Raw genomic sequence first — 16,874 nt, forward strand, 5'->3', positions numbered from 1 at the left:
ATCCGCCCGTGCCGGGTGCACGCGAAAGGTACATGAAAGCATCGGGCGAATCGCCCGTTCGCGATCGCCGACCGGCGCGCGTCAATCAACCGATTTGCATCGACATTGGCCGCCTTTGGCTCGGCAATCGCCGATACCCGTCCGGCGCGGCCGATTGTCGCCCGATGCAGTTTTTCCCGGCCTGACGGAGATCAAGGTCGCATGCGCCGCGCGACACCAGCCGACCGGCGCGAAAAACCCGGCCGGATCGGCCTGCGAGGCCCGTCCGGCCTTGACAGCCGCGCGATGCGAACCACACTGGAAGACGGGTCCGGCGGCCCGGTTGGCCGCCTCGTTCATAGGTGCGTTTTTGAACCGGCCGATGCCTGCAAGACGCGGTAACACTCCCGTATGTCAGGACATTGATCGAATAAAAAGCACCAAATTACAATTCCGTATATATTTCGCCGATGGACCAAAGAAAAACCGCCACACGACCCGAGCCGCCCCCGCCACGCACCTGGGATGCGCGGCTCGCGCGCTCGCTTGTCCGACCGCTCGTCGATACGCCGGTCACCCCGAATCACCTCACTACCCTTCGTCTGCTGATCGGCCTCGCCGGCGCCTGGTGCCTCGCGCACGGCGGCTTCGGCTGGAGCAATGCAGGCGCGTTCCTGATCGTGCTGTCGAACTTCGTCGACCACACCGACGGCGAGCTCGCGCGCATCAGCGGCAAGTCCAGCAAGATCGGTCATTTTTACGACCTCGCGGCGGATGCGCTCGTGACGGTCGCGCTGTTCGTCAGCATGGGCGTCGGCATCGTCGCCCAGGGCGGCCAGATGGCCGCGTCGCCGGTGCTGCTCGGCGCGGTGGCCGGCGCGGCCGTCGCCCTGATTTTCTTCCTGCGCATGCGGATCGAGTCGATCGCCGGCAAGGCCGGCACCAAGCAGGCGTTCGCCGGCGGCTTCGAGACCGAAGACGTGCTGTACCTGCTGCCGATCGTGACGCTCGTGGACGGCGTCGAGCCGTTCCTGCTCGCGGCGTCGATCGGCGCCCCGCTGTTCGCCGCCTGGGTCGTGATCGACTGGTGGCGCATCGTGCGGCGCGGCAACCTTCCGCAAAACCCGGCCGCGCAGAACCCAACCGAAATCCAGGCTTCCAAATGACTCCTAGCACGCGCGACGATTCCGTGCTGAGCCCGGCACGCCCCGCGCCCGTGCGCGCGGCCGCGGCCGACCCCGATCGCACCGTGGCCGACTGCGTCGGCCAGCTCGACCTCGACCGCCTGCGCGGCGACTACACGCGCCAGGGCTCGTTCCTCTATCTCGACGCGTTCCTGCCGCCCGACGCGCACGCGAAACTGGCGAACGCCGCCCGCGCGATGCAGGCCGGCCTGAACCGCAATTACCTGCCCGGCCACAAGCAGGGCGGCAGCGTGAGCCGCCATACGATCGACGAGCAGGCGCCCTACATCGCCGAGCTGTATCGCTCGAAGGCACTCATCTCCTTCCTCGAGAAGATCACCGGCGACAAGCTGATGCTGTCGCCGGCCGACGATCCGCACGCGTACGCGCTGTATTACTACACGAAGCCCGGCGACCACATCGGCTGGCACTACGACACGTCGTACTACGACGGCCGGCGCTACACGCTGCTGATCGGCGTGATCGACGAATCGTCGTGCCGGCTCGACTACGAGCTGCATACGCGCAACCCGGACGTCGCCGACGAACCGGGTTCCGTGCAGATCGCCGACGGCGGCATCGTGCTGTTCGACGGCGACAAGCTGCGCCACCGCATCACGCCGCTCGGCCAGAACGAGATGCGCGTGTCGCTCACGTTCGAATACGTGACGAACCCCGGCATGCGGCCGTGGAAGCGCTTCATCTCGAACATGAAGGACGCGATCGCGTATTTCGGTTTCCGCCAGGTGTTCAAGCAGCTGGCGACGCGACGCACGAGCGGGTCATGACACGCGCGGGCCTCATCCTGCTGTCCCTCGGGACCGCACTCTTCATCGCACTGCTGGCCTGGCAGGGCGTCGGCGCGGTGGCGTCCACGTTCCTCGCGGCCGGCTGGGGCCTCGCGCTCGTCGCGGCGTTCCACGTCGTGCCGCTCGCGATCGACGCGGTCGCGATCTCCGTGATGTTCCGCCGCGGGCAGCCGGGCGCCGAACTCGGCAACGCGCTGCGCGCGCGCTGGGTCGGCGAATCGGTGAACAGCCTGCTGCCCGCCGGGCAGATCGGTGGCCCGGTGCTGATGGTGCGCCACCTCGCGCAGCGCGGCACGCGGATGGCCGACGCGGCCGCCGCCGTGACCGTCAGCACGACGATGCAGGCGCTCTCGCAGATGGCGTTCGCGCTGATCGGCATCGCCGCGTTCAGCCTGTATGCGACGCACGAATCGGTTGCGTATCTGCGCACGCCCGCGCTGATCGCCACCGGCGTGCTCGGCGCGCTCGCCGTCGCGTTCTACGCGGCGCAGCGGCGCGGGCTGTTCGGCCGCGGCCTGCGCCTCGCGTCGAAGCTGCTCGGCCCGCGCGACTGGTCGTCGCTGGCCACGCGCGCCGACGCGATCGACGACGCGGTCGGCGCGCTGTATCGCGATCGCGCGAAGGTCGCGAAGACCTTCGCGTTGAGTCTCGCCGGCTGGATCGTCGGCACCGCGGAAGTGTGGCTCGCGCTGCACTTTCTCGGGCATCCGGTGAGCTGGCTCGACGCGCTGCTGCTCGAAAGCGTCGGCCAGGCGATTCGCGGCGCGGCCTTCGCGATCCCGGGCTCGCTCGGTGCGCAGGAAGGCGGCTACCTGCTGCTCGCGCCGCTGGTCGGCTTGCCGCCCGACGCGGCGCTCGCGCTGTCGCTCGCGAAACGCGCGCGCGAACTCGCGCTCGGCCTGCCCGGCCTGCTCTATCTGCATTTCAGTGAAAGAAACTGGCAGCGGCGCCGTGCGCCGCAGCCGCTCGCCGACTGATCGTTCAGATCGCCGGCTTTTTGGTTGGAGAACCCATGCGAGCCATCATTCTTGCGGCAGGCCTCGGCTTGCGCCTGCAACAACCGCCCGAGGCGCAGTTCCCGAAGTGCCTGCTGCGCTTCGACGACGTGTCGCTGCTCGAGCGCCATCTGCGCGTGCTCGACGCCGCGGGCGTCGATGAAATCGTGCTCGGGCTCGGCTTCCAGCACGAGAAGGTCGAGCAGGAACTGAAGCGCCTCGGCCGCACCGCCGAGATCGTGATCAACGACCGCTACGACCTCGGCAGCGTGCTGACCGTGCATACCGTCGCCGATGCGATGACGCGCGGCGGCGACGTGCTGCTGATGGACGCGGACGTGCTGTACGACGAGAACATCCTGCACGCGCTGGTGGCCGACGCCGACAAGACGGTCGACCGCCTGCTGATCGACCGCGACTTCGAGGCCGGCGACGAACCCGTCAAGCTGTGCCTGAAGAACGGCGTGCCGGTCGAGCTGCGCAAGCAACTCGCGGTCGACCTCGACTATGACACGATCGGCGAATCGGTCGGCTTCTTCCGTTTCACCGAAGGCACCGCGCGCCGCCTCGCGACCCTCGTCGCGGGCTACGTCGACAGCGGCCGCGCGAACATGCCGCACGAGGAAGCCGTGCGCGACCTGCTGCTCGAAGGCGGCCATTCGTTCGACGTCGCCGACGTCACCGGCTTGCCGTGGATCGAGATCGATTTCCCGAACGACGTCGCACGCGCGACGCAAGACATTCTTCCCCTGATTCAACGCACCACCGCCGGAGCCGCACGATGAACGCACGCGAACCCAACTTCACCGAATCACGCAGCGCGCGCCTGCGCCGCATGCTTGTCAGCAGCGATCTCGAATTCCTGATGGAAGCGCACAACGGCCTGTCCGCGCGGATCGTCCGCGAGGCCGGCTTCAAGGGTATCTGGGCGTCGGGCCTCGCGATCTCCGCGCAGTTCGGCGTGCGCGACAACAACGAAGCGAGCTGGACGCAAGTCGTCGACGTGCTCGAATTCATGGCCGACGCGAGCGACCTGCCGATCCTGCTCGACGGCGACACCGGCTACGGCAACTTCAACAACGTGCGCCGCCTCGTGAAGAAGCTCGAACAGCGTGGCATCGCGGGCGTGTGCATCGAGGACAAGCAGTTCCCGAAGACGAACAGCTTCATCGGCGGCGAGCGCCAGCCGCTCGCGGAAATCGACGAGTTCTGCGGCAAGATCAAGGCCGGCAAGGATTCGCAGACCGATCCCGACTTCTCGATCGTCGCGCGTGTCGAGGCGCTGATCGCGGGCTGGGGGATGGACGAGGCGCTGCGCCGCGCGAACGCGTATGCGGAAGCCGGCGCCGACGCGATCCTGATCCACAGCAAGCTGTCGCGCCCGGACGAGATCCTGCAGTTCGCGCGCGAATGGAGCGGCAAGGCGCCGCTCGTGATCGTGCCGACCAAGTACTACAGCACGCCGACCGACGTGTTCCGCCAGGCCGGCATCAGCACCGTGATCTGGGCGAATCATCTGATCCGCGCGTCGGCATCCGCGATGCAGGCGACCGCGCGCGAGATCCACGAGAGCGAAACGCTGATCAACGTCGAGGACCGCGTGGCATCGGTCAACGAGATCTTCCGCCTGCAGGACGCCGACGAGTACTCGGCCGCCGAGCGGATCTACCTGTCGTCGTCGTCGCGCGCGTCGAATGCCGCGATCGTGCTCGCCGCGAGCCGCGGCAAGGGCCTCGAAGCCGTGACCGAAGACAAGCCGAAGGTCATGCTGCCGGTCGCCGGCAAGCCGCTCTTGCGCTGGCTCGTCGACGGCTTCAAGACGCACGGCGTGAACGACATCACCGTGGTCGGCGGCTATCGCGCCGATGCGATCGATACGTCGGGCATCAAGCTCGTCGTCAACGAACGCCACGCGGAAACGGGCGAGCTCGCGTCGCTCGCCTGCGCGGCCGAGCGCCTGACCGGCGATACCGTGATCTCGTACGGCGACCTGCTGTTCCGCAGCTACATCGTGCGCGACCTCGCGGAGAGCGAGGCCGAGTTCAGCGTGGTGGTCGATTCGTCGCTCACCGAGACCAACCAGAGCGTGCGCGACTTCGCCCTCTGCTCGGCGGCCGACGATCGCGGCCTGTTCGGCCAGAAGACCTACCTGCAACGCGTGTCGAGCGACGTCGCCACGGGCACGCCGCACGGCCGCTGGATCGGTCTGCTGAACGTGCGCGGCGCGGGCGTCGACCGCCTGAAGGCGATGCTCGCGACGCTGCAGGCGCGTCCTGATTTCGACACGCTCGACATTCCGTCGCTGCTGAACGAACTGATCGCCGCCGGCGAGAAGATCGAGGTGCAATACGTGCACGGCCACTGGCGCGGCGTCAACGATCTCGAAGACTTCCGCCGCGCGGGCGACTTCGCACACGGCCAGACGCCGCTGTCCGAACCGGGCACCGGCAACGGGGGCGCGCAATGATCGAAGCGGCCCAGTTCGTCGAGGCCGCGCGCGAACGCGGCTTCGACTGGTACGCGGGCGTGCCCTGCTCGTACCTGACGCCGTTCATCAATTACGTGTTGCAGGACCCGACGCTGCACTACGTGTCGGCCGCGAACGAAGGCGACGCGGTCGCGCTGATCGCGGGCGCGACGCTCGGCGGCAAGCGCGGGATCGCGATGATGCAGAACTCGGGCCTCGGCAACGCGGTGAGCCCGCTCACGTCGCTCACCTGGACGTTTCGCCTGCCGCAATTGCTGATCGTCACGTGGCGCGGCCAGCCGGGCGTGGCCGACGAGCCGCAGCACGCGCTGATGGGCCCGATCACGCCCGCGATGCTCGACACGATGGAAATCCCGTGGGAGACGTTCCCGACCGACCCCGAACAGGTCGGCCCGGCGCTCGACCGCGCGATCGCGCACATGGACGAAACGGGCCGCCCGTATGCGCTCGTGATGCAGAAAGGCAGCGTCGCGCCGTATGAGCTGAAGGCGAACCCGGCCGCGAAACCGCGTGCGCACGTCGCCGCGCAATCGGCGTCGGGCGCGGTGTCGGCCGATGCGTGGCCGACCCGTCACGACGCGCTGCAGCGCGTGATCGCGCATACGCCAGTCGATTCGACCGTCGTGCTCGCGTCGACCGGTTTCTGCGGTCGCGAACTCTATGCGCTCGACGATCGCCCGAACCAGCTGTACATGGTCGGCTCGATGGGCTGCGTGACGCCGCTCGCGCTCGGCCTCGCGCTCGCACGCCCCGACCTGCGCGTGGTGGCCGTCGACGGCGACGGCGCCGCGCTGATGCGCATGGGCGTGTTCGCGACGCTCGGCACTTACGGCCCGGCCAATCTCACGCACGTGCTGCTCGACAACGGCGCGCACGAATCGACGGGCGGCCAGGCGACGGTGTCGCAACATGTGTCGTTCGCGGGTGTCGCGGCCGCGTGCGGCTACGCGTCTGCAGTCGAAGGCGATACGCTCGACGTGCTCGATGCGACGCTTTCCGCGCAAGCTGACGGGGTCCGGCCATCCGGTGTGCAGTTCGTTCGCGTGGCGATCCGCACGGGCGTGCCCGACGGCCTGCCCCGCCCGACCGTCACGCCGGTCGAGGTCAAGACCCGTCTGATGCGGCACATCGGCGCCGCGCAGACCGAAGCCCACGTTGAAGGAGCCCATTGATGCTGCTGCTGAACCCCGGCCCGGTCACGCTCTCCGAACGCGTGCGCCGCAGCCTGCTGCAACCCGATCTGTGCCATCGCGAAAGCGAATTCTTCGACCTGCAGGATGAAGCGCGCGCGCGCCTCGTCGCCGCGTACGAACTCGATCCGGCCGAATGGGCCGCCGTGCTGATGACGGGCTCGGGCACGGCCGCCGTCGAGAGCATGATCGCGGCGCTCGTGCCGCAGGACGGCAAGCTGCTCGTGATCGAGAACGGCGTGTACGGCGAGCGGATCACGCAGATCGCCACGCAGTACGGCATCGCGCATGCGGTGCTCAAACATGAGTGGATGCAGGCGCCCGATCTCGCGCAGATCGCTGCGAAGCTCGATGCGGGTGGCTACTCGCATGTCGCCGTGATTCATCACGAAACGACGACGGGCCGGCTGAACGACCTCGGCGCGATTGCAGAAGTGTGCCGTGCGCGCGGCGTGAAGATGCTCGTGGACGGTGTCAGCAGCTTCGGCGCGGAAGCGATCGACTTCGCCGGCGGCGACATCGACGCGGTTGCCGCGACCGCGAACAAATGCCTGCACGGCGTGCCGGGCGCGGCGTTCGTGATCGTGCGCCGCAGCGCGCTCGCGAAAGCGGCGAGCCGCACGTATTACCTCGATCTCGGTCGTCTCGCGAAGCTGCAGGATCAGCGAAATACGCCGTTTACGCCGTCCGTGCATGCGTATTACGCGCTCGTCGAGGCGCTGCGCGAGTTCGATGAGGCCGGCGGTTGGCGTGCGCGGCATGCGCATTACAAGGCGCTTGCCGATCAGGCGCAGGCCGGGCTTGCTGCGCGCGGCATGCCGCTGGTGCTGCCGGAAGGCGCGTCGTCGGTCGTCCTGCGTGCGTATCGGTTGCCGCAGGGTGTCACGTATGAAGCGCTGCACGACGGACTGAAGGCGCGTGGCTTCGTAATTTACGCGGGGCAAGGCGGGCTGTCGAAGGAACTGTTCCGGATCTCGACGATGGGCGCGATTCAGGCGGCTGATGTCGATCGATTGCTGGACGGGTTTACGGCGCTGACTCGGTAAGCGTTGTCCGAACCTCGTCTACGAAAGGCCCGCAAGGGCCTTTTTTGTTGTTCGCGACGCTCAGAGAAAGGCCGAACGACTGTCTGGACCGGGATGCGGCGTTTTTTCCAATCCGGACCTACCTCCCATTCCTCAGCAAGTCGTTCCGCCTCCGGTCGATGCCGGACAAAAAACTAAGCGTTTACCCCTACAATACATTTTATTTAATTCTAGATAATCTTTCCAGAAAGAGGAGCCCATGGGACAGCCGGACTGCTAACGAGCGGCCAGGTTTCCGATCGAAACGCTACGGGATGCTAATCAGTTTGCCCTCGAGTGATGGACTGCTCCGACGAATACTCACAGTCGAAATGTCGCCCATGTCGTGACTTCGACAGGAGACGCTGCATGCATTTTCAACAGCAACCCGGTTCAACAAGAGGCTCAAACATATGAAATTTCAACTCAAACCCGTCAACGCCGCGCTGACGCTCGCCTGCGTTGCAATGGCCTACGGTCAAGCTGCTCTCGCCGACGTGGTCGTGAAGATCGGCAGCGCCGAACCGCTGACCGGCAACATTGCACACATGGGCCAGGATGCGGCCGATGGCGCCAAGCTCGCCGCGCAGCAGATCAACAAGGCCGGCAATCTGGTCATCGGCGGCCAGAAGGTCGTGCTGGAGATCGAGTCGCTGGATGACCAGGCCGATCCCCGGATCGGTACGAACGTCGCGCAGAAGCTGGTCGACGACGGCGTCGTGGCCGTGATCGGCCACCTGAACTCCGGGGTGTCCATCCCCGCGTCCAAGATCTATCGCGACAACGGCGTCACCCAGATCACGCCGGGCTCCACCAATCCTCAGTACACGCTGCAAGGCTACAAGACCGCCTTCCGCGTGATCGGCACCGATGCCCAGCAGGGCCCCGCCCTCGCGAAGTACGCCAAAAACCAGAAGGTCAAGACGGTCGCCATCGTCGACGACGCCACGGCCTACGGGCAAGGTCTTGCGGACCAGTTCGAGAAGACCGCCAAGGCCGAAGGTATCCAGGTGCTATCGCGCGATGCGACCAACGACAAGGCCACCGACTTCAAGGCCATCCTGACCAAGATCAAGGCCGAACGCCCCGACGCCATCATGTATGGCGGCGAGGACGCCACCGGCGGCCCCTTCGCCAAGCAGGCCATGCAGCTGGCGCTCCGCGCCCGGATTCTGGCGGGCGACGGTGTCTGCACCACCGATCTGGCCAGGTTGGCCGGCGACGCCGCCGACAATCTGGTCTGCTCGGTCGCGGGCGGCGATCTGTCCGCGATGGCCGGCAGCGCTGCGTTCAGCAAGGAACTGAAGGCCGTGTACGGCCACGATCCGGTGGTCTACTCGCCGGTTGCCTACAGTGCCGTCTACGTGATCGTCGATGCGATGAAACGCTCCAACTCGATCACACGCGCCGGCATCCTGTCCGCCATGCCCGCGACCAATCTGAACACGCTGATCGGCAATATCCGGTTCGACGAGCACGGCGACCTGAAGGACAGCTCCATCTCTCTTTACAAGTACGTGAAAGGCAAGCGAACGCTGCTGGAAGTCGAGAAGATGTGAGCGAAGCGGGGCTGACGCGGGCGCCTCCAGGCCCCGCGCCGGCACCGTCGAACTCCGCCATGCTGGCATCGATGATCAACGAGTAGCTGCGACGGACTCACGATGCAATCGATTGCCGTCGCCGCTTCCACCTGCAGCGACGGACTCCGACGCGATCGCGTATCAGCGCCCCGCCTTTGCGCTGCGATTTGCACGACCCAGCTCCACGATGAGCCGGATTCGCGCCTTTGATGCGTTCAGGCCGTCATAACCTGCCGTGATCAGGCCGAGATTGTGGGCGCGATCATACGCATATTTGGTTACGGCTGGATTGACCCGGAAACCATGGGCACAGCGGGTCGACAGCACGACAGGGATATGCGTCGCGGCTTCGCTCAGGAAGCTCTCCGATTGCGCCGAGAAACCCCCTGCACCCTTGCCTGCCACGACGATACCGTCGAGTTCGGAGATAGCCGGCAAACCTACGAGTGCCCCGAAAGTCTCCATGACGATCGCAACGCGGGCGCCGAGGTCGGATACATCGAGTTCCGCGTAACTGTCGTCAACGGTTCCCGAACCGGTGAGCGTAACGATGTCGGCCTCGATGGAGCCGCGGATCGCTGTTTCCGGCCCGAAGGGCTGAATGGCCTGCGGCCATACCTTGACGATCGAGACCGGATCGAAAATCCGTCCCGCGAAGGCCACCAGTGCGCTCGCGCCCTGCGGCAGGGCCCGTGCCAGATGGGCGGAATCCGCCAGATTGCGCGGACCATCGGCATTGGCATGGCCGCCCGGGATCGCCGCACCGGTCAAAACGACAGGCCGGTCACGATCAAAAAGCAGAGCGGCTGCATAGGCGACATCTTCCATTGCGTCGGTGCCGCAGCACAGGACGAAAGCGTCGCTCTCGCGGTCCTGCCGCATGACGTCACGCGCCCGGCACAGTGACGCGAAAGTCAGGTCGCAGCTATCGACAGGATCGATGTCATGTCCGATCCAGTCTGCTTGACCGCTCGATACGATCAGATCGCGCGCCAATAGCCGCTGGATCGTCCCATCACTCTGATAGTTTTCCGTGATGGTGCCGCCGCAATTCAGGAGTCCGATTTTCATGGGGGAGCCTTCAGGCAAGCGTATCGGGAATGTCCGAGTACATCTCCGCGATGGCTTCGGCGTTCTTGATACCCGTGCCCGTCAGCAGGACGACCGTTTCCTCTCGTGCCTGAATCGCCCGCTGTTGCGTGAGCCGATCCAATCCTGCAACCGCGGTCGCCGAAGTCAGTTCCGGCAAAAGGCCCAGCCGCGCAATGCGCGTGAGCGCGTCGACGATTGCTGCTTCCTCCACGGCCACCGTCGTGCCGCCCGTCTCCCTGACCGCGTTCACCACTTGCGCCAGGCGTAGAGGATGGGCGATGGCCGTCCCCTCGGAGACCGTCTTTCGAACCTCGCGCGCAACGGGCGTCGTGACGCCCGCCTGGAAGCTGGCATCGATCGGAGAGCAGTTCAATGGCTGGCAAACGAAGAGCCTGGGCATTTTGTGAATCTGCCCCGCGCGCATCAGTTCCGAGAACGCCAGATAACAGCCGAGTACGTTGCTGCCCGCGCCCGCCGGCATGACGATGTTGTCCGGCGCCCGGAAGTGGAGGTCCTCCCAGATCTCGTAGCCGATCGACTTGGTCCCTTCGAGGAAAAAGGGCTGCCAATTGTGGCTGGCGTAGAAGATGCTCGCGGACTGCCGGACGGCCTCGTCCTCGCACGCCTGTCGAGGCCCGTCGACCAGTTGCACCTCCGCCCCATAGGCTCGCATCTGGGCGATCTTCGCGGGCGATGCGTAGGCGGGCGCCAGAATCTTCACGCGCATGGCGCCGGCAGCACCATAAGCCGCCACCGACGCGCCGCCGTTGCCCGAACTGTCCTCCAGAACGGACGCGATGCCTTGCTGCCGCAGCATCGAGAGCATCACCGTCGTGCCGCGATCCTTGAAGCTGCTCGTGGGACTGAACCACTCCAGCTTGAAATACGGCCGGTGGTCGCCCCACGTCTTCTGGACCAACGGGGTGCACCCTTCCCCCATGGAGATGGGAGAGACGATCTCGACGGGCAGCGACGCGCGATAGCGCCATTGGGAGCGAAGGTGTCGATCGATGTCGTCCCGGGAAATGCCGGCCTGCGGCGAGATCAGCAGCGGCCTGCGATCGTCCGAGCACCACCGGGGCGTGTCGAGAGGATAAGTAGTGCCGCTGAGCGGCTCGACATAGTGCGGTTTCACGTTTTCCGGCTCCGCTTGGGCACATGCCGGATCGCCGCAAGCGCAGGGCGATAAGGGCTGTGACGTTGGGGGTGAAACACGCGGCCCGCGCGCCGCCCGTGCAGTTGGAAGGCCTCGCGCCCCACCGCGGTCACGTCGTCCGGTACGCGCAATGGATCGACGAGATGCTTGTCGACGAGAAGGAGCGTGGCGTTATTTGACATCGCTGTACACCGTGGCGCGCGAGACACCCAGGTAGACGGCAATGGTGTCCATCGCCCGGCGAACCTCGAGCAGGCCGGCCGCCTTGAGCTCCTTCAGGAGCGAGCGGCGGTCCTCCGGCTTGAGCGAGCGCGGGGTCGACGCCATGCGCGCGGCGAATTCGTCGATACGGGTGCGAATGAGATCGGCGCTGGCGGGGTCCAGCGATTCCCTGGCAGGCGTGGTGCCCTCGACCGCCATGAAGCTGCTCAGCATGTTCTGAAATCCCCGGAACAACGTGAGGTCGACGTTCAGGCACAACGCGGCGATGTAGTCGCCTTTGGCGTCCTTGATGCCGATGGACGTGCTCTTCACCTGGCGGCCGTCCGAGAACTGATTCGGATAGTTGGCGATGATCTGCTCGTAGGCGGCGTCCATGATCCGCGCAAGCCCCAGTTCGGTCGCAGGCTGTCCGACTTCCCGACCTGACAGATTGTTGTGGATCGCGAGCACCGCGTGCTCCGGATCGAGGAGGTCATGGACCACGACCTCGGTAAATGGGGCGAAGGTCCGGGCCAGCCCTTCGGCGACCTGTTTGAGCTGCCCCAGCAGTAGCTGCTGGTCGGGAGTCTTCTTCGGCATGTCGGGTCCAGTGGGTTGCTTTGGCATCCCGGGCAGTTTGGCCATTTCAAGACGTTTTGTCAAATTAACAACAATTCGTCCAGGTTAAATCCCGGGCATTGCTCGAAGTACCGGCTGGTTCCTGAAGGTCGAGCCGAACACGCTGCCATGGACGGCCTTGCTTCGTGCGATGTTGCTAACATTGATGCTCATCCGCGCCACTTTCCTGCGTGTTTGTCGAGAGGCGATCATATGCACCGTGGCTACGCTCATGACGACGCGGGCAGTTCCGAAGATGCCCGTTTCCGGGCCGTTAAACGATATCCACAGCCATCCATAAAAACCGCTCTCCCTCATGACCCCGAGAATCCTTCGTTTTGCCCCGCTGCTGGCGCTCGCCGCCGCCCCTATCGCCCACGCCGCCGACAGCCAGTCTTGCAGCGACGAAACCGTCACGGCCATCGCCCGCTGGGCCGGCATCGCGAGCGCACGCATCGCCACGCGCGACGCGGACCGGCTCGTCGTCGCGTCGTCGTGCAAGGCCATGCCGAACGCGCCGGAAACGACGATCGCGGCCGTCGCCTTCGATTCGCTGCCGAAAAGCAAAAACCCGGATGAAAGCAAAAAGCTGCAGGTCGTCGCGCTCGTCGAGGGTGGCAAGGTCGTGGCGGCCGATCGGTCGGTGGTCGAAGAGGACGCGGTGACGGAGATCGACGAGAACAGCTACCGCATCGATACGGCGCCCTACCGTTTGTCACCCGACGTGCGCGCGTTCGGCGTCGTGTTTACCAGCAGCGCGCGTGGGCCGAGTTGCCCGGATGCCAACACCAGTGAAGAGTTGACGCTGTGGGTGCGCGAAGGCGGCCGTATCCGCCCGGTGTTCGGCACGAATCTGTACGGCTGGGTCAGCGTCGAAGGCGACGCCTGCGGCCCGGGTACAGGCGATGCGCGCAGCGAAGACGCCCGCATGACGATCGCCGTCGAGAAAACGTCGAGCCACGGCTTCGCCGACCTGTCGATCACGGCACACATCACGAAGACGCAGCGCAAGAACGGTGATTACTCGGATACGGGCAAGCGCACGGCGCGCACGATCGTCCACTACGACGGCAAGTCCTATGGAATCGACATGTTCCGGAACTTCTGGTATTCGTCGGCCGCGATGCAACGCTTCAAGTAATGCTGCGGGCGCGACGCCGCCCCGCACGCCTACTCCACCGCCTTCGGCCCGATCGCCTCGGTCGGCGCCGGCATCCGCAACGCGTCGTCCCGCACGCGCCGCGCCTCGCGCGCGGTATAGCGATCCTTCAGCCGCAGGAACGGTTTCTCGACGAGGAAATAGCTGGCGGTCGCGGCCATCAGCGCCCACACGATGCCGAGCGGAAACCCATGCGGCACGGGCAGGCGCGGGTTCGCAAAAGGCTGCTGCCACAGATAGAGACTGAACGAAATCGTGCCGACGAACACCACCGGCCCGGCGCGCAGCCAGCGCGCGCACCAGAACTCGCCGCGGAAATTCAGCACGACAATCACGATCGCGATCAGCGCGGCTTCGAGCGTCACGCCGTACGTCGCATTCCAGAAGCCGCCGAGCCGGTGTTCGGCGAGCGGCATGCCGAGCAGCACGACGAAGACGAGCGCCGTCACGATGCGCGCCTCGCCGCGCCACGAGCCGATCCACGCTTCGAGCCGTTCGCGGTTGAGCGACGCATAGCAGCCGATCAGGATCGGATCGACGCCCGTGTGCAGCATCATCCCGAGCTGGCCGCGCAGCGTCGGCGCAACGAAATACGTCACGGTGCGCACCAGCGGCACGGTCAGGATCAGCGCGGCCAGCCAGCGCGTGCCGGCGCGGCGGATGCCGAACACGAACAGCAGCGGCCAGAACCAGTAGAACTGCTCCTCGAGCGCGAGCGACCAGAAATGGCCGAGATACCACGCGCCGTCCGGATGCAGCGCGTTGTCGCCGGTCAGCCCGAACCATGCCGAGTAATTCCAGAGATGCAGCGCCGCATAGAGCCACTGCCGGCGATCGACGTCGAATCCGCCGGCGAACGCCATGATCGCGACGGCCGCGAGATACACGTAGCAAGCCGGCCAGATCCGCAGCGCCCGGCGCACGTAGAACGATGTCAGCGCGATACCGCCCGTGCGCGCGAACTCGGCGCGCAGCACGTTGGTGATCAGGAAACCGCTCAGCACGAAGAAGATCAGCACGCCGAGCCGGCCGTCGGCGATCAGCCGCAACGGCGCATACCAGCCCGTATAGCCGCCGGGCAGCACATGCTCGGCATGACCGACGACGACCATCGCGACCGCGACGGCGCGCAACCCGGTCAACTGCGTGACGCGATGGTTCATCGGCTGGTTTCCGTTGGCACGGTGGAGAAACAGGCGTTGCCGGCGGTCCGATTGGCCCGCCGACCTGCCGCCGGGATTTTGTATGAAAAATATCGGAATGAAATTGCTTCAAAAATCCGCGGCGCACATACCGCCAGCGACGAACGCCCTGCCACAACGTGCCGACGTCCGGCGCAGTGAATGGGCATAATGACAAGCCTTGTCCGGCGGCGGCCGGTCCGATGCCCACGCAACAAATTTTGCGGTGCAGCACGCTTCGCAGTACCTTGCCGCCCGCACACCGGCCCGCGCGTCGTCCGCCCCCTGTCGCCCCTCACCCGGAGCCTGCCTGTGTACCCACCGATCGAACCTTACGCCCACGGCCACCTCGACACCGGCGACGGCCATCACATCTACTGGGAGCGCTGCGGCAACCCGGCCGGCAAGCCCGCCGTGTTCCTGCACGGCGGCCCCGGCGCCGGCTGCGGCCCCGACCATCGCCGCCTGTTCGATCCCGAGCGCTACGACATCCTGCTGTTCGACCAGCGCGGCTGCGGACGCTCGACGCCGCACGCGGGCCTCGAGAACAACACGACGTGGGATCTGGTCGCCGATATCGAACGCCTGCGCGAGATGGTCGGCGCCGTACAATGGCTGGTGTTCGGCGGCTCGTGGGGCAGCGCGCTGGCGATCGCGTACGCCGAGACGCACCCCGAACGCGTGAGCGCGCTGATCGTGCGCGGCATCTTCACGATGCGTCGCGCGGAATTGCTGTGGTATTACCAGGAAGGCGCGTCGTGGCTGTTCCCCGATCACTGGGAGGACTTCCTTGCACCGATTCCGGAAGCCGAGCGCGGCGACCTGATGGCCGCCTACCATCGTCGGCTGACCGGCGACGACGAAGCCGCGAAGCTCGAAGCCGCGCGCGCGTGGAGCATCTGGGAGGGCCGCACGATCACGCTGCTGCCCGATCCCGCGCTCGCCGCGCACTTCGCGGACGGTCACTACGCACTCGCGTTCGCGCGGATCGAAAACCACTACTTCGTGAACAAGGGCTTCGTCGAGGAAGGCCAGTTGCTGCGCGACGCGCATCGGCTCGCCGGCATTCCGGGCGTGATCGTGCAGGGCCGCTACGACATCGCGACACCCGCACGCACGGCGCGGGAGCTATCGAAGGCGTGGCCGGAGGCGACGTTCGAAATCGTGCCCGGTGCCGGACACGCGTACAACGAGCCGGGGATTCTGGAGGCGCTGGTCGCGGCGACGGACCGGTTCGCGAGCTGACGGCTCGGTATCAGCGAGTCGTTTCCCGGCTCGTCGACTCCGCTGGCGCGTCGGGATTGAGGCCTTGGTCACTCCGTTTCGGCGGCTTCGTCACGCGAATCAACACCAGCGCAACGCAGAACGTGAGGGCCGCGTACTGCGTGATCGGACTCCACGGAATCGCCACACGCGAATATTCGTGCGGCATGTAGCGAATCAGCGACGTCGCCACCGGCACGTAGCTCAACAGCATGGACAGCATCGCGATAGCGGACGTCATCAACGACATGCCGCAATACCATGCGCGCTGCCCGCGCGGCGCAACGGCGGTGCCGAGGAGCAGCGTTGCCGCGGCCGCAATCAGCAAATCCATCGGCGGCGTATTCGGCAACACGTAGCCGAACGTGCCGGTGCGCAACGTCGCGTACGCGATCGCCCAGTAATGCAGCGTGGACGACGCAACCAGCAGGCCGACGGACGCGAAGCGCCGAGCCGTCGGCGCTGTCATGGTGTATGGCAGGCTCAGAAAGTCATTGCTCGTCCGGTTGTATATCAGCGCGAACGTCGCAAGACCCAGCGGCAGTGCAATGACCACCGTGATCCACGACGACAGCATCAGCATCGCGGCACTCAGCGCGATCCAGACCGCCACGTTCAGCGTTCGACCCCAGCGGCGACGCAATGCAAGCGCGACGTGACCGACGAGGCCTGCAAGCATCGCTGCGAACGACGCCCCCTGCAGCGCCCAAAGCTGCCACGACCACGACGAAAGCGCGGCCAGCGACCGGTCGTGCAGGATGAACCTGGCGAACGGGACGAAGGCCAGCAAGGCCGTGATGTTTTGCAGGATGCCGTGATACGCGATCACGCGAATCGTCGTATAGCGGCGAGTACCAGGAATGGCGGCGTCGGTCGTGGACATCGGACATGCAGGAATGAGCGGATCGGCCCCGC

General features: G+C 65.9%; 16 protein-coding genes. 10 read left to right on the top strand and 6 right to left on the bottom strand.

Features of this window, described 5'->3' with window-relative positions:
* Positions 1–449 precede the first annotated feature (449 nt).
* The 8 genes from BLS50_RS19970 to BLS50_RS20005 all read left to right on the top strand — a co-directional run bounded on the left by BLS50_RS19970 (position 450) and on the right by BLS50_RS20005 (position 9,268).
* Positions 450–1,145: a CDP-alcohol phosphatidyltransferase family protein gene (locus tag BLS50_RS19970; protein ID WP_011547939.1), complete on the top strand. Its 696-nt coding sequence runs from the start codon at positions 450–452 to the stop codon at positions 1,143–1,145.
* Positions 1,142–1,951 carry a HalD/BesD family halogenase gene (locus BLS50_RS19975; RefSeq protein ID WP_011694707.1) on the top strand — a complete coding sequence of 270 codons (810 nt, stop codon included), beginning with the start codon at positions 1,142–1,144 and terminating at the stop codon, positions 1,949–1,951. Before BLS50_RS19970 ends, BLS50_RS19975 begins: the two co-directional genes overlap by 4 nt.
* Entirely contained in the window at positions 1,948–2,949 is a 1,002-nt protein-coding gene (locus tag BLS50_RS19980) for an HpnL family protein (RefSeq protein WP_023477255.1), read from the top strand. Before BLS50_RS19975 ends, BLS50_RS19980 begins: the two co-directional genes overlap by 4 nt.
* 35 nt (positions 2,950–2,984) lie before the next feature.
* A complete protein-coding gene (locus BLS50_RS19985) occupies positions 2,985–3,752 on the top strand; it encodes a phosphocholine cytidylyltransferase family protein (protein WP_012338349.1) in 768 nt (255 codons plus the stop codon).
* Positions 3,749–5,434 carry a phosphoenolpyruvate mutase gene (gene aepX, locus BLS50_RS19990; protein WP_023477253.1) on the top strand — a complete coding sequence of 562 codons (1,686 nt, stop codon included), beginning with the start codon at positions 3,749–3,751 and terminating at the stop codon, positions 5,432–5,434. Before BLS50_RS19985 ends, aepX begins: the two co-directional genes overlap by 4 nt.
* Entirely contained in the window at positions 5,431–6,627 is a 1,197-nt protein-coding gene (gene aepY / locus BLS50_RS19995; protein WP_074803669.1) for a phosphonopyruvate decarboxylase, read from the top strand. Before aepX ends, aepY begins: the two co-directional genes overlap by 4 nt.
* Positions 6,627–7,691, top strand: coding sequence for a 2-aminoethylphosphonate aminotransferase (locus BLS50_RS20000; protein WP_027807040.1), 1,065 nt, complete (start codon positions 6,627–6,629; stop codon positions 7,689–7,691). The genes aepY and BLS50_RS20000 overlap by 1 nt, the downstream gene beginning before the upstream one ends.
* 431 nt (positions 7,692–8,122) lie before the next feature.
* Positions 8,123–9,268, top strand: coding sequence for a branched-chain amino acid ABC transporter substrate-binding protein (locus BLS50_RS20005; protein ID WP_027807041.1), 1,146 nt, complete (start codon positions 8,123–8,125; stop codon positions 9,266–9,268).
* Between the two features lie 162 nt (positions 9,269–9,430).
* Here BLS50_RS20005 and BLS50_RS20010 read toward each other — a convergent pair whose 3' ends face one another.
* The 4 genes from BLS50_RS20010 to BLS50_RS20020 are packed head-to-tail and all read right to left on the bottom strand — an operon-like array spanning position 9,431 to position 12,338.
* Entirely contained in the window at positions 9,431–10,360 is a 930-nt protein-coding gene (locus BLS50_RS20010; RefSeq protein ID WP_074803671.1) for an asparaginase domain-containing protein, read from the bottom strand.
* Positions 10,361–10,370: 10 nt separating this feature from the next.
* A complete protein-coding gene (locus tag BLS50_RS20015) occupies positions 10,371–11,516 on the bottom strand; it encodes a threonine synthase (RefSeq protein ID WP_074803673.1) in 1,146 nt (381 codons plus the stop codon).
* A complete protein-coding gene (locus BLS50_RS35440; RefSeq protein WP_143028357.1) occupies positions 11,513–11,719 on the bottom strand; it encodes a hypothetical protein in 207 nt (68 codons plus the stop codon). Before BLS50_RS35440 ends, BLS50_RS20015 begins: the two co-directional genes overlap by 4 nt.
* On the bottom strand, positions 11,709–12,338 hold the full coding sequence (locus tag BLS50_RS20020; protein WP_027807044.1) for a helix-turn-helix transcriptional regulator: 630 nt from the start codon (positions 12,336–12,338) through the stop codon (positions 11,709–11,711). The genes BLS50_RS35440 and BLS50_RS20020 overlap by 11 nt, the downstream gene beginning before the upstream one ends.
* Positions 12,339–12,672: 334 nt before the next feature.
* Between BLS50_RS20020 and BLS50_RS20025 the strand changes: the two genes are divergently transcribed.
* Positions 12,673–13,497 carry a PA3715 family protein gene (locus tag BLS50_RS20025; RefSeq protein WP_074803675.1) on the top strand — a complete coding sequence of 275 codons (825 nt, stop codon included), beginning with the start codon at positions 12,673–12,675 and terminating at the stop codon, positions 13,495–13,497.
* Positions 13,498–13,526: 29 nt separating this feature from the next.
* Here BLS50_RS20025 and BLS50_RS20030 read toward each other — a convergent pair whose 3' ends face one another.
* The gene (locus BLS50_RS20030; protein WP_074803677.1) at positions 13,527–14,678 is read right to left on the bottom strand and encodes an acyltransferase family protein; all 1,152 of its coding nucleotides are present in this window, start codon (positions 14,676–14,678) and stop codon (positions 13,527–13,529) included.
* A gap of 330 nt (positions 14,679–15,008) precedes the next feature.
* Between BLS50_RS20030 and pip the strand changes: the two genes are divergently transcribed.
* A complete protein-coding gene (gene pip / locus BLS50_RS20035) occupies positions 15,009–15,941 on the top strand; it encodes a prolyl aminopeptidase (RefSeq protein ID WP_074803679.1) in 933 nt (310 codons plus the stop codon).
* Between the two features lie 10 nt (positions 15,942–15,951).
* Here pip and BLS50_RS20040 read toward each other — a convergent pair whose 3' ends face one another.
* Entirely contained in the window at positions 15,952–16,842 is an 891-nt protein-coding gene (locus tag BLS50_RS20040) for a hypothetical protein (protein ID WP_256334101.1), read from the bottom strand.
* Positions 16,843–16,874 lie beyond the last annotated feature (32 nt).

The organism is Burkholderia orbicola (assembly GCF_900100915.1).
GTDB lineage: Bacteria > Pseudomonadota > Gammaproteobacteria > Burkholderiales > Burkholderiaceae > Burkholderia > Burkholderia orbicola.